Raw genomic sequence first — 14,214 nt, forward strand, 5'->3', positions numbered from 1 at the left:
CACGGCGATCTTCCAGTCCGGCGCCGATGTACCGCTGACTTACTCCCTGTCGAGCGACACCAGCGGCTTGCCAGCGCTGAGCTCGGGCGGAGTGGCGCTGGTCTACAGCGTCCTCGGCGACACCCTGACCGCCAAGGCCGGGGCGACCGATGTATTCACCTTCAGCCTCAGTGCAGCCGGAGCCTACAGCTTTACCCTGCTGCAGCCGCTGGACCATCCAGCCGGCAATGACGAGAACGACATCACCCTCAACCTGGGTACCTTGCTGCAAGCTACCGATAAGGACGGTGACACAGTGACGGCCGCCGCCGAGAAACTGGTGATTACCGTCGATGACGACACCCCAACCGCCAATGGAGCCGCCGTGACCGGCACCGTCGATGAAGACGGTCTGGCCAATGGCATCGCCGGTGGTATCGGCGACGTGGCCGGTGAAGCCACCGCCGCCAGCGGCAGTGTGACCGGCATCTTCCAGTCCGGGGCCGACGTACCGCTGAGCTACTCCTTGTCGAGTAACACCAGCGGCTTGCCAGCCCTGAGCTCCGGTGGCGTGGCACTGACCTACAGCGTCCTGGGCAACACCCTGACCGCCAAGGCCGGCGCGACTGACGTGTTCACCCTGAGCCTGACGGTAGCGGGTGCCTACACCTTCACCCTGCTCCAGCCCCTGGATCACGCGACGGGCAACGATGAGAACGACCTCGTCCTCAACCTGGGCACCCTGCTGCAGGCTACCGACAAGGATGGCGACACCGTGACCGCCGCGGCCGACAAACTGGTGATTACCGTCGATGACGACACGCCAACCCTGGCTTTCGGCAACCTGATTGGCACGGGGACCGACCAGGCGCAACAAGGCTACTGGAACCTGGGGACTGGCGCCGACGGGCTGAATGCAGCCGGCCTGGATATCTCGCTGGTGAACGGCCAGTTCACCCTGGTCCGGCCGGACGATACGACCACCACCGGCACCGGTACGCTGGTCGAGCAGTCGCCGTCACCGGACGCCAATGGCGCGTATCAGTTCGCGGGCACCTTGACCGGTGACTTCGACAACAACGCGGCCACGGCGGATACCACCGTGCACTACACGCTGAGCGCCTATGCCAACGGCACCTATGCCCTGGACCTGGAGGAAGGCTTCCGTTCGGTCATTGTCCTCAGCAGTGCCGATGGCGCGCTGGATGCCGGTGGCCCGGACCCCGTGCGCACGCTGACGATCGGCACCGAGGACATCGTGTTCTTCGGCGCCAACCCGCTGGCTCCCGCTAGCGGCGCGAACAGCATCCAGACCGGCATCGGGGTCGGGGCGCCCGACCCTACCGAAGCGCAACTGCAGACCAACCCGCTGCCATCGTTCATCGGCTCGGCAGCCTTGAACGTCAGCACGGCCGGTATCGGCATCGCCAACAACCTGCTCCAGGGCGACAACCTGGCGGCGATCGGCGCGGCCGATGAAAGCTTCGTGGTCAACCCGCAAAGCCTGCTGACGAGCATGAAGGTGTTTATCGACAACTCCGTGGGCGGCTACAACACAGCCACCGAGGACCTGTACTACAGGGTCTTCTACGAAGATGGCACCTTCTCCAACCTGATCGAGGTCAACACCCTGACGCCAGAGGCCGGTGGGCAGGTGTCCTTCACCGTCGAGCAATCGGCCACATCGCTGATCGATGCGGTCCAGCTGACGATGGCCCGGGGCGAGATCAAGATCCCGACGATCCTGTTCACCCATGAGACCGAGAGCCTGGCCAGCGACGTCAAGCTGGCGTTCAACGCGACGGTGACGGACAAGGATGGCGACACCGCGACCAGCGCGTTCGACGCCAACCTGTTCGCCAACGACCCGGCCGACGCCCTCTTCGACTTCAGGCTGGTGGGCACCACGGGTGAGCGGGATGCGTTCAACATCGACCTGTCGGTGGCCGAGAACCAGTACCAGGTCACAGGCTTCGATGCCGGCGCAGGTCAGCGCGATGCGGTGGTGCTCATTGGTGATGCGGGCGCGGTCGTGCAGTCGATCAACAACGCCGGCGCCGACAGCGTCGTCACGGTGGCCGAGACCGGTGGGCAGATAACGACCATTACCCTGGTCGGGGTCGACCTGCTCAATACCGATATCGTAATGGGCAGCGTCTGAAACCTCGCGCATGCGAATAAAAGCGAGGGTGGCCTGGAAACCACCCTCGCTTTTTTTGCCGCTACCGCCCGGAATTCCCCTACTCTCATCCGCGACAAACGCCCAGGCAGCGCAAAGAACGCGGCGGCATGCCAGCGCATTCACGGGGCAGGAAACAATGAGCACGGCATCGCCCTCGGCCTGGGCCCCCAGGTCGACGACGACAAGGACAGCGACAAGGACAGCCACCGGGCTGCCTTGTCTTGATCAACTCATTCCAGTTCCACCCACGTCGAGTCAGGCGGCTCTTCGTCATCGGTGAGCCCGTGCTTGAGCGCATACATCAGCAAGTCGATGCGGTTGATCAGGTTGAGCTTCTGATAGATGTTGCTGAGGTGGTTATGCACGGTGTGTTCACTGATGCCCAGGTGCTCGGCGATGCTCATGTACTTGGCGGACGGGTCGCCGACGATGGCGCGAATCAGTTCCCGCTCGCGCAGCGTCAGCCGCGCCTGTTTCGCCTGCTCCAGGTTGCATCGCAAGGGTATGTGCCGGGTCGCGGCATAGCCGGAAAGCCCGCCGGACCAGGCTCGGTCCAGTCCTACGTCGTAATGGTGGACCTTGATGATGGCCCGGACGATCGATTCCGTCGGGTCTTCCGCCAGCACGATGCCACGCGCGCCCGCTTCGATCGCCTGGGCAACCGGGACGGATTCGTACAGGCCCTTGAGCACCAGCAGCTTGATATCCGGGCGGCGGGTCAGCCCTGCGACCACCTCCAGGGGGTTCAACGCATCCGGAAAGAAACTGAAAAAAATCACATTGGGACGCAGCTGATCGGCAAGGTCCAGCGCATTGGTGTAGGTGGTGGCCTGGCCACTCACCTCCATCCGGGGCTTCCTCGCATTGATCAAATCATGAAGCCCCATAAGAACGAGGGGACGGCAATCGATCAGCATCACGCGTATCGTTTTTTTTTGGTCTGGCATGATCTTTCTGCCTCCCCTTGAAAAACGATGACCTTCATACGCGTTGGCCTTCCTTGATCGGCCACTCGCTCTTGAAGGACGGATGCGAGCGCCGACAGGCTCTGGAAGTGCCCACCCGGGTCTTGGCGACCCGGGGTACAGGCAGACATTGCGGGGGTTTCCCGAAGCCCGGCAAAGCTATTGAAACCACATAAATAAGAATAACTATCAATAGTTTGCATGTGCTGCAGGGCATCCGCGAGCCCTCAATTGAGTCTAGGCCAGCCCACTGTGCTGCCTGCCAACCCATCCGTCGGTCTTCGACTCAGGCCGGGTGCGGGTCACGTGGTCGATGCTCCCCCGAGGCGCCCTGCCCCCTGCAAATCAAGGTCTTAGGCTCGCTGCGGGGGACCTGCGGGCAGACTCGGATCCAACCAGGCTCGTCAATTAACAGACGAGTGGCGCGCGGATAAGTCAGTGTTTATTAAGGGCGTCAATTTATCGACGAAGCCGGCAGTGCCATGAAACCAGCGGCTCGACGCCGATCCCCCACAGAAGTGATTGGCCAGCCGGGACACCACTGTCCCGGTGTCTACTCCTGGTCCTCGATGCCAACGCCCATGGCCTGGCCGGCGCTACCGGGACTGAGCCAGGCATTCACATTCTCGACACTTTCCACCGGCGGTTTGCCCGCCCAGCGATTGAGGCTGAAGACGTTGCTGAGGAACTCGTATTGCGTCTTGAGCAGGTCGCGCCGGGCGCGGAACTCGTTGCGCACGCTGGCCAGTACATCGACGGCGTTGACCATGCCGTAGCTCAGCCCCTTCTCCGCCGCCACCCGGGACAGCTGGGCCGAGGCCAGGGCCGAACGGCTGGCGTCGATCTTCTCGCCGTTCGAATTGGCGGTCAGGTAGGCGCTGGTGATCTCCTTGACCACCCGGCGCCGGATCGCTTCCAGCTGCTGCTCGGCGACCAGTTGGTCCTGGTAGAGCCCACGGACCCGCGCCGAGGTCGAGCCGCCGCTGTACAGCGGCACCTGGACGCCGATGCCGGCGACATAGCTGTCGGTGCGTGGCGCCAGGGTGTTGTTGTAGCCCTCGTTGGTCTGCTGCGCGCTGAGGTTCAGGCTCACCGTCGGATAGTGCCCGCCCTTGCCACTGCGCAACGCTGCGTTGGCGGCTTCGGCGCCGCTCTCGCTGGCCTTGAGCGTCGGGTTCAGCTCCATGCCATCGCGTACCCAGGACTCCAGGCTCTGCGCCGAAACCCGCAGTTGCGCGTCGTTGCGAATCCGGTTGAGCTTCTCCTTGACCGGCCGGCCGACGATTTCCGCCAGCGCCTCGCGACTGATGCGGGCCTGGTTGCGGGCATCCAGCTCCTGGGCCGCGAGCAGGTCCACCCGGGCCTTGAGGTCAAGCTGGTCGGTAACCATTGCCATCTGCTTTTCGTACAGCGCATTGACCCGGTCCAGGCTCTTTTGCGTGGTTCGCCGCTCCGCCCGCACCAGCTCCAGCTCATCCTCGGCCGCCAGCGCGGTGAAGTAGCGCCGCGCCAGTTCCACCGCGGCCTCGGCCTGGGTATCCAGCGCTTCGGATTCAGACTGCTTGGCCAGGCTCTTGAACTTCTGGTAGTTCTCCCACGCGGCCTTGTTGTAGAGGTACTGGCGCAGCACCAGGCTGTAGCTTTCGCTATCGAAACTGCGCTCCTGTATCAGGTCGTTTTCCTGATGGATCCGGTTCGTCCCGGCATTCAGCGACAGTTGCGGCAACAGCGCCCCCAGCGCCTCGCGTTGATGCTCCTTGCCGGCCTGCGCTTGCGCAAAAGACGCCAGGACCTGTGGATCCTCCAGCCGCGCCTCGCGATACAACTGCATGAGGTCGGTGGAATAGGTCGAGGCGCTGACCCCGGTCGACGTTACCGCAGCGGTTTGCGCCAAGGCGGCCCCCGCTGCCAGCATGAATGCACTCCCTAGCAGAACTGACGGCGCTCCCACGGTCACTCCTCGATCATTGATTGAGACATCACATCCCGGGCCGGCTGCATCAGGTACTGCAACAGCGTGCGTTGCCCGGTGATGATCAACACGTCCGCCGGCATCCCCGGCAACAACTTGCGCTCACCCAAGGTGCGCACCCCGTGCTCGGTGACCCGGACCCGCGCCAGGTAATAGGCGGTCCCGGTCTTTTCGTTGGTCAGCCGGTCGGCCGAGACGCTGCTGACCTCGCCTTCGATCACCGGCGTGGTCGAGCTGTTGAACGCACCGAAACGGATATCGGCGCGCTTGCCGATAGCAATGCGGTCGATGTCCACCGGCGCCACCTGGGCCTCTATGATCAGCTCCGAGACCGATGGCACGATGTCCAGCAAGGGCGTCGCCGAACGCACGACACCGCCGATGGTGTGCACCGTCATGCCGATCACCATGCCCGCGTCGGGGGCACGGATGACGATGCGGCTGAGGCGGTCTTCCAAGGCCGAGTTCTTCTCTTGCAGGTCGTAGATCTTGGTCTGCACCTCGGCCAGCTGCTTGGCCACGTCGGAATTGAAATCCTTGTCGACCTGGAGAATCTGCAACTGCGTTTCGTTGATCTGCAGGCGGGTCTTGTCGATGGTGGAACGGTGATCGGCCACCTCCGACCTGAGCATCCCCAGCTTGCGGTCCTGCTCGAGCAGGCGTTGCTTGTCGACGAACCCTTCCTTGAGCAACTCGGTCAACTCACCGATTTCACCGCTGTAGGATTTCTCCAGGCGCACCTTGACCGCGATCATCGACTCCAGGCCCTTGATCTGCTGGTGCAATTGGCCGATGCGCTCGCGCAGCACCGAGATCTGGCCCAGCCGCGAGCCGCGCCGCGCGTTGAATACCTGGGTCTCGCCCTGGCGCGCTTCCTCTCCTCGCACACTGGCGGATTCGGGCATCGCCCCAAAGTCGATCGCCGGCAACCCGTCGCGCTCGGCAATCAGCCTCGACTCCATGGCCCTGGCCGCGACCAGCAGGCCTTGGGTCGCCTCGTATTCGGAGCGCAGCTGGGCATCGTCGAGGATGATCAGCGGATCATCCTGCTTGACGATGTCGCCATCGTGGGCCAACACCGATTTGACGATGCCGCCTTCCAGGTGCTGGACCGTCTTGCGGTAAGTCTGCACGGTGACCACCCCCGGCGCGTAAGCGGCGCCGTCCAGGGGCGCGAGTGCCGCCCAGGTGCCGAACAGGCCGAAGGTCACGCCGACAATCCCCATGCCCAGGCGGTGAGCCTTGCGATCGGATACCGGCAGGTCGGAGGAGCTTTCGATTTGACGATCAGGCATAGGATTCACCGCCATCGTCCTTACGGGCATCGATCGACGCCACGTTGGTCACCACCGGCACTGGCCCGGCATGTTTCGGGACCGGCGGTTGCTGCCCGCTGAGTTCGGCCAGCACTTCCTCGCGCGGCCCGTAGAGGCCGACCATCCCGGCTTTCATCACCAGCAGCCGGTCGAGTTGCGACACGATGTTGGTGCGGTGGGTAATCACGAACAGGGTCGCGCCGGTGTGCTTGATCTGCTGGATGGCGGCCGCCAGCGCGCGATCGCCGACCTCGTCGAGATTGGAGTTGGGTTCGTCGAGAATGATCAGCCGCGGGTTGCCGTACAGCGCGCGGGCCAGCCCGATGCGCTGGCGCTGCCCTGCCGAGAGCATGACGCCCTCGCTGCCGATGACGGTGTCGTAGCCATCGGGCAACAGCAGGATCATTTCGTGGACGCCAGCGGTCCTGGCGGCCTGGATAACCTTCGCCGAATCGATCTCGGCGAAGCGGGCAATGTTCTCGCCGATGCTGCCCTCGAACAGCTCGATGTCCTGGGGCAGGTAACCGATATACGGGCCAAGCTCATGCTTGTCCCAGGTGCTGATGTCCGCGCCATCCAGCCGGACCACCCCATGCTGCGGCGGCCAGACGCCGATCAGCGCCCGGGCCAGGGTCGACTTGCCCGAGGCGCTCGGGCCGATGATGCCCACCACGCAACCGGCCGGTACGCTGAAGCTGATGTTCTTGAGGATCGGGGTTTTCGAACCAGGTGCCGCGACAATCAGGTTCTCGACCTGCACGTTGCCCTCGGGCGCGGGCAAGGACAGGCGCTCGGGTTGCGCCTGCTGTTTGCCGAGGATGTCGTTCAGGCGGTTGTACTGCGAACGGGCCGCGATAAAGCCCTTCCAACTGCCGATCATCAGGTCGATGGGCGCCAGTGCCCGCCCCAGCAGCACGGCCCCGGCGAACACCAGGCCGGCCCCCACCTGATGGTCCACCGCCAGGTAAGCCCCCAGGCCGAGCACCAGCGATTGCACCAGCAGGCGGAAAGTCCGCGAAAGCGTCGTGACCATGCCGCCCCGGTCGCTCGCCAGCGATTGCAGCAGCAGAACGCTTCTTTGCCGGCGCCCCCAGCGATCCATCAGGGTTTCCAGCATGCCCATGGACTCGATGACTTCGGCGTTGCGCAGGTTCTTGGTGGTATGGAGGGTCGCGCCGATGTACTCCTTGTTGGCCTGGGCCAACACCGGCCCCGTGAGCTTCTCGTTGACGAAGGCGAGCACTATCAACAACAGCGCGCTGCCCGTCGCGACCCAGCCGAACCAGGGGTGGAACAGGAACATCACCGCGATATAGATCGGCAACCAGGGGGCGTCGAAAAAGGCGAACAGGCCGCTGCTGGAAAGAAACTGCCGCAAGCCCGTCAGGTCGTTGAGCGACTGGGCCGAGGCATCCATGCCGCCACTGTCCAGGGCCCGCTTGAAACTGGCCTTGTAGACCTGACGACCGAGCAGCACATCCAGCCGGGTACTGACCCGCACCATGATGCGCGAACGCACCCATTCCAGGGAGCCGAGGGTGATCACCAGCCCGGTCATGATCAGCGTCAGCATGGCCAGGGTGGTCAGGCTGCCGCTGGTCATCACCCGCCCATACACCTGAAGCATGTAGAAGGTCGGGACGAGCATCAGCGCATTGATGAAGAAACTGAAAAAACCGACGAAAACAAAGCTGTCTCGACAGACCTTCAACGCATTTTTCAGACTGTTTTCAGGTGTGCTTTGCATTGAAAACCTCTGCTCGAAAGGCCAGCCTTTGTGGAGCTTAGATCATGCCGGACAGCTGCGTGCAGCCATTGGCCGGTTCGCCTCGGGCACCCGGAATGGCCCCGGCAACGGCCCGGCGCGCACGCATGCGCAAGCGCCCCGCGGCCTTGAGAGCAGAGGGCTCTGGCACGGGCGTTTGGCGCCATCGTGGGTCGCTGGGAAGTGGCCGCTGCAAGGGCGCCGCGGGATGCCGGAACAGGCCTTCCAGGCGCGCGACAGGGGCGCCGCACACCTGCTTCGCCCAGAAGAATCCGATTGTCGGTAGCGACAGGTGCAGTACACGCAGCGCCGGGGGTATCCCGATTAGTCTAGTTACTGGATTGACTGGCCGATCTTGCGATGACCAGCGGTGCGCTCGCAGCGGATAACAGGTATGCGGGAGGGGTAGTTTTTGTGCGCAAGCGACTGACTTCGATCGCAGGGTTGCGGGTCAGAGAGTCACTCAGGTCAGCAAGCGGTCCGGGAACGACCGCTTCCTGGACCGGCTTGCCGGGCCTGGCGCCCGCCTGTCACTCGCGGGTGTTGATATCGCGCTGCACCCGCTTGAGGTGGTTTTCAACGTAGAAGGCCGCTGCCTCTTCGTCGCCGGTGACTATCGCTTCGTAAATCAAACGATGCTCCGCCACATAGAGCTGGATGCGATTGGCATCGTATATGCCGTCGTCGCGCAAGCGATTCCACAACGGCTGCGCCATGCTCGCTGAAACCTCATCTGCGATTTTCACCATCAGCGCATCCTCGGTCATGACCGCGAGCTGACGGTGAAAAAGGCGGTCGGATTCGCTCCACAAGGCTTGCTGGCTTATGTCATTGACGTCCTTCACACCGGCCATCTGGGCCAGATAGTGCTCAGCCTGCGCATTGCGCTTGCCGCGCCTGGCCGCCAGTCGCGCAATAGCCGGTTCGATCAGAAGGCGTACCTCAAGAACGCTGTTGGGACTGAAGTCCGCTTCTGACCTGGAGGCACCCTGCATCGAGGGCCGCTCCATCACCCGCTCGGCAACGTAGGTGCCGGAGCCAAGGCGGGTCACCACCATTCCCTCATTCTGCAAGGCGCCTATCGCTTCACGAACAGCGGGCCGGCTCACCATGAAACGCTGTGCCAGGTCCCGCTCCGAAGGCAGGCGCGATCCGGGCAGGTAGACGCCATTGATGATTCCCGCGCGAATTTCATCGGCCACTTGTTCGTAAATTTGCTTGGGGCGGAAATCGCTTTGCATATCGCTTGGGTTGCTTTTCAAGACCACCTTACCAATTTTTCAGACTTACCTTACAAACCGCTCTAAATCGGGCGTATCACGACCAATTTTCTGATTTCCCTTATCAAACAGGTCGTTTTCCAAACCGAATCAGAACTTTCCGGGCCCTTCCATCGTTGCAACCTGCCAAAACTGGACGTAGGTTAGCCGACAACTGGAGCAAAAAACAGACCGGTATTCGCAATATCCGCCAGTCCTGCCCAGTGGAATAACCAGCCAACGCTTAATGCGGTTTCCATAAAACCAATTCCCCACAACCTTGTTGTGCAGAAGGCTCCAATGAATAACAAAAACATGAAGCTGAGAGTGGTCGGTTCTACGTTCGGGATTTCACATTCCCAGCCAGGGGCTCATTGCCCATTCACTCATCAATGAGGGCAGGACATGTCGTTATTGAACGAATACGGGGCGACGCTCCTTCTCGGCCTGGCGCTCACGCTGCTGCTCTCCGTGACCAGTTGGCTGGCCGCCTTTCTGATCGCCCTGGCACTCACGCTGTTGCGCATGACAAAAGTGCGGGCCCTGGAACTTCTGGTGCTGGCCTTCATCGAGTACCAGCGCAATGTCCCTCCACTGGTCCATATCTTCCTTTGGTACTTCGGGGTCGGCAGCGTACTGCCTGAGGCCCTCCAGGACTGGGTCAACGCCAACCATGGCGAGTTCATTTTCGCCGCGGTGGCCATTGCCCTCTACTACGGCGCCTACTTCGCCGAGGACATCCGCAGCGGCCTGCGCAGCATTGCGAAAGGCCAGCAAGAGGCCGCACGAGCCTTGGGCCTGAGCTACGCCGCAGCCATGCGCCGGGTAGTCCTGCCGCAAGCCCTGCGCGTCGCCATCGCCCCGCTTGTCAGCGGCACCGTGATGCTGGTGAAAACCACCAGCCTGGCCATGGTGATCGGCGTCATGGAACTCACGTACGTGACCAAAGAGATCTCCAGCGCCACCTTTCGCATCTTCGAAACCTACGCGATCAGCACCGTGATGTACGTAGTGGTCACGCTCGGCCTGCTGTTCCTCGGCAACTGGTTGGGCCAGTGCCTGCGGATAAAGGGACGCTGATCATGCTCGATATCATCCACGAGTACTGGCTTCTGTTCCTGATCGGGGCTTACCCGAATGGTCCGCTGGGTGGCGTGGTTGCCACGCTGCTCCTGTCGATCACAGGCATCGGCCTGGCCCTCCCCCTGAGCGTGCTGCTCGCGCTGGCCCAGCTCAGCGGGTACAGGGTGCTTCGCTACCCGGCTTGCGCGGTGCGATACGTACTTCGCAGCATCCCGCTGGTCATGCTGATTTTTGCCACCTACTTCATCGTACCGATGATCCTGGGACGCCCCGTTGCCGGGTTCACGACCATGGCGGTGACCCTGGTGATCTTCCAGGCCACCTACCTGGCCGAAATCGTTCGAGCCGGCATCGAGGCGTTGCCGCGCGGCCAGGTGGAAGCGGCTGCGGCCCTGGGCATGGGCTACTGGACACGGACCTGCAGGATCGTCCTGCCCCAGGCGCTGAAGAACATGCTGCCCAGCCTGGTTGGCCAGTTCGTCACCACCATCAAGGACACCTCCCTGGGGTACGTCATCGGGGTGAATGAGCTGACCTACGCCGCCAACCAAGTGAACAGCAGCGTCCTGACGCAACCCTTCGGCGTCTTCCTGGTGCTGTCGCTCGTTTACTTCGCCATCTGCTTCACCCTGACACAGTCCGTTCGGGTGCTGGAGGCGCGTATCGAGCGCCGCAACTCCCGCACGTTCCCCCTTCCCCGCGTCCGTACTTCCAATGAGCCTGTAGCGCAATGACGACCATGAAATCCATCGCCCGGCGCACCGGCGCCGAGCCCCAGGAAAACCTCATCATTCAATTGAGCGGCGTCGAAAAGTGGTACGGCGAGCATCGCGTACTGACGAACTTCACCGCCGCGGTCAAACGAGGCGAAGTCGTGGTCCTGTGTGGCCCCTCCGGGTCCGGCAAGTCCACGCTGATTCGCACCTTGAATCGCCTGGAGGAAATCAACGCCGGCACCATCCGTGTCAACGGACAAGACGTGCAGGGCAAGCGCGTCGACATCAACAGCCTGCGCAGCCACATCGGCTTCGTCTTCCAGCAGTTCAACCTCTTCCCCCACCTCTCGGTGCTGGAGAACGTCACTTGCGGGCCGCTCTGGGTCAACAAGGCCGCTCTGGGTCAACAAGGCCGATCGCCAGGCGAGCCTGGAGATGGCCCTGGAGCTCCTGGCCAAGGTCGGGCTCGGGCACAAGGCGGATGCCTACCCCAACCAACTGTCCGGCGGCCAGCAGCAGCGCGTGGCGATTGCCCGGGCGCTGGCGATGAAACCTCCGGTGATGCTGTTTGACGAGCCGACCAGTGCCCTCGACCCCGAGATGGTGGGCGAGGTGCTTGCCGTCATGAAGGCGCTCGCCAGTGAAGGCATGACCATGGTGTGCGTTACCCACGAGATGAAGTTCGCGCGCGAAGTCGCGGACGTCGTGTGGTTCATCGACCAGGGAGAACTCCTGGAGGTCGCCCCTCCGGAGGCGTTCTTCAGCGCGCCGAAACACCCCCGTGCCAAAAAATTCCTCTCCGATATCCACCGCCACTGAATGTCACTTTCCACCTGGAGCATCTGCATGAGTACTCGGTTCCCTGCTGCAACCGCACACACCGACGCCCCGATCATCATCTGTGACCGGGCCAGGACTGCGGCGCTTCTGGATTTCAACAGGCTGGTCGAGGCCATCGCACAGGCAGCGCTGGAGTTGGCAGCCGGCCAAATCCACAGCCCGGAGCGAATGGTCGTCCCCTTGGGCGAGGCAGGAGTCATGCTGAGCATGCCCGCCACCGCCCAGGACATCGGCATTCACAAACTGGTCAACGTCCATCCCGGCAATACCCAACGCCAGCTTCCCACCATCCATGGCACCGTGACCCTTTGCGACGCAGCCACCGGCCAGGTCATTTGCCTGCTGGATGGGCCGGAGCTCACCGGGCGCCGTACCGCCGCGGTGACGCTCCTGGCGATCCGCACCCTGCTCAAACGGGAGCCGCGGCAGATCCTGCTTTTCGGTACCGGCGTCCAGGCGCGCTACCACGTGCAGGCAATCCATGCGATCTATCCGCAAAGCACGGTGTGGGTACGTGGGGTGGATGCACAGGCAGCCTCGCAGTTCTGCACCGGCAATCGCCAGCTGCATGAGCACCTGGAGCCCTGTGGCCCTGATATTCCGGCTGAAGTGGACGTCGTCATCACGCTGACCACCAGCACCGAGCCGGTCTACAACGAGCCCGCCCGGGCGGGGCGAGTTGTCATAGGCGTAGGCGCCTTCAAACCGGAAATGGCCGAGCTGGGGAAAGTGACCCTGGACGCAAGCGACCTCTACACCGACGACCCGGCCGGCGCCCGGCACGAGGCAGGCGACCTGCTGCAGGCCGGCATTGACTGGTCCCGCGTGAGCTCGCTGGCCGACGCGCTCCGCAAGGACGTCGACACGTCTCGCCCCGCCGTTTTCAAGAGCGTGGGCACCGCAGCCTGGGACCTGGCCGCCGCTCGTGTGGCGCTTCAGACGCTCGCCGCGGGCGAGTGAACGAACCGGGTCGCTGATAGCCGATCTCCCCCCTCACAAGCGCGGGCCGCTGAACCGGCCAGCGCTCTTGCGGATCGCTACATCTTCAAAAGGACTCTATCCATGCAAATTTCTCGCACCATTAGCACCGTCGAAGTCCATACCGGCGGCGAACCGTTTCGCATCGTCACCTCGGGTCTCCCGAGCATGCAGGGGAAAACCATCATCGAGCGCCGGACCTGGCTGCTGGAAAACGCCGATGAGATCCGCCAGGCGCTGATGTTCGAGCCGCGCGGTCACGCCGACATGTATGGCGGCTACCTGACGGAGCCCGTCTCCCCGAATGCCGATTTCGGCATCATCTTCGTGCATAACGAGGGGTACAGCGATCACTGCGGTCACGGCGTCATTGCACTCGCCACTGCCGCGGTGGAGCTGGGCTGGGTAACACGGCAGTCTCCGGAAACCCGCGTGGGTATCGACGCGCCCTGCGGTTTCATCGAGGCCTTTGTGCAGTGGGATGGTTGCCATGCCAACGGCGTGCGCTTCATCAACGTCCCGTCCTTTATCTACAAGCGCGATGTGACGGTAGAGACGCCTACCTATGGCGCCGTCACCGGCGATATCGCCTACGGCGGCGCCTTCTACTTCTATACCAACGCAGCGCCCCATGGCCTGGAGATTCGCGAGCCGTCGATTGAAGCGCTGAAGCAGTTCGGCGCAGAAGTCAAAAAGGCCGCCAACCTGGCCTGCCCGGTCGTTCATCCCGACATTGCGGGCATCAACCATATCTATGGAACCATCATCGACGGCGCACCGCGCCATCCGGGATCGACCCAGGCCAACTGCTGCATCTTCGCGGACAGGGAAGTCGATCGCTCGCCGACCGGCTCCGGTACGGGCGGTCGAGTTGCCCAACTGTATCTGCGAGGTGAAATCACCCGCGAGGATGTGCTCGTCAACGAGTCCGTCATCGGGTCCGTCTTCAGCGCCAAAGTCATCGATGAAACCCGTGTCGGCGAGTTCTCCGCCGTCATTCCAGAAGTGTCCGGCTCCGCTTATATCTGCGGTTTCTGCAACTGGATTCTCGATGATCGGGATCCCCTGAAAAACGGCTTCCTGGTCCGCTAATCGCCCCCCTGGAAACAACGCGAACGGGTTCGTGTTGGCTCAACAGGCCATGCAAATTTCAGTACAA

Annotated in this window: 10 protein-coding genes and 1 pseudogene; 6 read left to right on the top strand and 5 right to left on the bottom strand. The window is 62.7% G+C overall.

All coding sequences use genetic code 11. The features are described 5' to 3' along the window. A partial coding sequence (locus tag PVZ78_RS28295) for a T1SS-143 repeat domain-containing protein (protein WP_443218365.1) occupies window positions 1–2,140 on the top strand: 2,140 nt, incomplete at its 5' end. A gap of 251 nt (window positions 2,141–2,391) precedes the next feature. Here the strand turns inward: PVZ78_RS28295 and PVZ78_RS28300 are convergent. The 5 genes from PVZ78_RS28300 to PVZ78_RS28320 all read right to left on the bottom strand — a co-directional run bounded on the left by PVZ78_RS28300 (window position 2,392) and on the right by PVZ78_RS28320 (window position 9,441). Continuing rightward, window positions 2,392–3,108, bottom strand: a complete 717-nt coding sequence (locus tag PVZ78_RS28300) for a response regulator transcription factor (protein WP_009049535.1) — start codon at window positions 3,106–3,108, stop codon at window positions 2,392–2,394. 571 nt (window positions 3,109–3,679) lie between these two features. Beyond that, a complete protein-coding gene (locus PVZ78_RS28305) occupies window positions 3,680–5,041 on the bottom strand; it encodes a TolC family outer membrane protein (protein ID WP_016703028.1) in 1,362 nt (453 codons plus the stop codon). Between the two features lie 38 nt (window positions 5,042–5,079). Then, window positions 5,080–6,393: an HlyD family type I secretion periplasmic adaptor subunit gene (locus PVZ78_RS28310; RefSeq protein WP_016703029.1), complete on the bottom strand. Its 1,314-nt coding sequence runs from the start codon at window positions 6,391–6,393 to the stop codon at window positions 5,080–5,082. Next, window positions 6,386–8,161 carry a type I secretion system permease/ATPase gene (locus PVZ78_RS28315; RefSeq protein WP_009049538.1) on the bottom strand — a complete coding sequence of 592 codons (1,776 nt, stop codon included), beginning with the start codon at window positions 8,159–8,161 and terminating at the stop codon, window positions 6,386–6,388. Before PVZ78_RS28315 ends, PVZ78_RS28310 begins: the two co-directional genes overlap by 8 nt. Window positions 8,162–8,709: 548 nt before the next feature. Further along, window positions 8,710–9,441, bottom strand: a complete 732-nt coding sequence (locus PVZ78_RS28320) for a FadR/GntR family transcriptional regulator (RefSeq protein ID WP_273829611.1) — start codon at window positions 9,439–9,441, stop codon at window positions 8,710–8,712. Window positions 9,442–9,843: 402 nt separating this feature from the next. Here PVZ78_RS28320 and PVZ78_RS28325 point away from each other — a divergent pair, with 402 nt between their 5' ends. The 5 genes and pseudogenes from PVZ78_RS28325 (at window position 9,844) to lhpH (ending at window position 14,147) form a co-directional block, all read left to right on the top strand. Continuing rightward, a complete protein-coding gene (locus tag PVZ78_RS28325) occupies window positions 9,844–10,518 on the top strand; it encodes an amino acid ABC transporter permease (protein ID WP_273829612.1) in 675 nt (224 codons plus the stop codon). Window positions 10,519–10,520: 2 nt separating this feature from the next. After that, a complete protein-coding gene (locus PVZ78_RS28330) occupies window positions 10,521–11,255 on the top strand; it encodes an amino acid ABC transporter permease (RefSeq protein ID WP_016703032.1) in 735 nt (244 codons plus the stop codon). A gap of 5 nt (window positions 11,256–11,260) precedes the next feature. After that, window positions 11,261–12,056, top strand: a pseudogene (locus PVZ78_RS28335) (amino acid ABC transporter ATP-binding protein). A 27-nt stretch (window positions 12,057–12,083) separates the two neighbouring features. Then, on the top strand, window positions 12,084–13,037 hold the full coding sequence (lhpI, locus tag PVZ78_RS28340) for a bifunctional Delta(1)-pyrroline-2-carboxylate/Delta(1)-piperideine-2-carboxylate reductase (protein ID WP_028682160.1): 954 nt from the start codon (window positions 12,084–12,086) through the stop codon (window positions 13,035–13,037). A 102-nt stretch (window positions 13,038–13,139) separates the two neighbouring features. After that, the gene (gene lhpH / locus PVZ78_RS28345) at window positions 13,140–14,147 is read left to right on the top strand and encodes a trans-3-hydroxy-L-proline dehydratase (protein ID WP_009049544.1); all 1,008 of its coding nucleotides are present in this window, start codon (window positions 13,140–13,142) and stop codon (window positions 14,145–14,147) included. The last annotated feature ends 67 nt before the right edge of the window (window positions 14,148–14,214 follow it).

The sequence above is a fragment of the Pseudomonas sp. SBT1-2 genome (assembly GCF_028640875.1).
Lineage (GTDB): Bacteria > Pseudomonadota > Gammaproteobacteria > Pseudomonadales > Pseudomonadaceae > Aquipseudomonas > Aquipseudomonas chlororaphis_I.

Excerpts from the sequence above, each read along its gene's own strand:
- PVZ78_RS28300 (WP_009049535.1), bottom strand. The coding sequence starts at position 3,108 with ATGCCAGACCAAAAAAAAACGATACGCGTGATGCTGATCGATTGCCGT.
- PVZ78_RS28305 (WP_016703028.1), bottom strand. The coding sequence starts at position 5,041 with ATGCTGGCAGCGGGGGCCGCCTTGGCGCAAACCGCTGCGGTAACGTCG.
- PVZ78_RS28310 (WP_016703029.1), bottom strand. The coding sequence starts at position 6,393 with ATGCCTGATCGTCAAATCGAAAGCTCCTCCGACCTGCCGGTATCCGAT.
- PVZ78_RS28315 (WP_009049538.1), bottom strand. The coding sequence starts at position 8,161 with ATGCAAAGCACACCTGAAAACAGTCTGAAAAATGCGTTGAAGGTCTGT.
- PVZ78_RS28325 (WP_273829612.1), top strand. The coding sequence starts at position 9,844 with ATGTCGTTATTGAACGAATACGGGGCGACGCTCCTTCTCGGCCTGGCG.
- PVZ78_RS28330 (WP_016703032.1), top strand. The coding sequence starts at position 10,521 with ATGCTCGATATCATCCACGAGTACTGGCTTCTGTTCCTGATCGGGGCT.
- lhpI (WP_028682160.1), top strand. The coding sequence starts at position 12,084 with ATGAGTACTCGGTTCCCTGCTGCAACCGCACACACCGACGCCCCGATC.
- lhpH (WP_009049544.1), top strand. The coding sequence starts at position 13,140 with ATGCAAATTTCTCGCACCATTAGCACCGTCGAAGTCCATACCGGCGGC.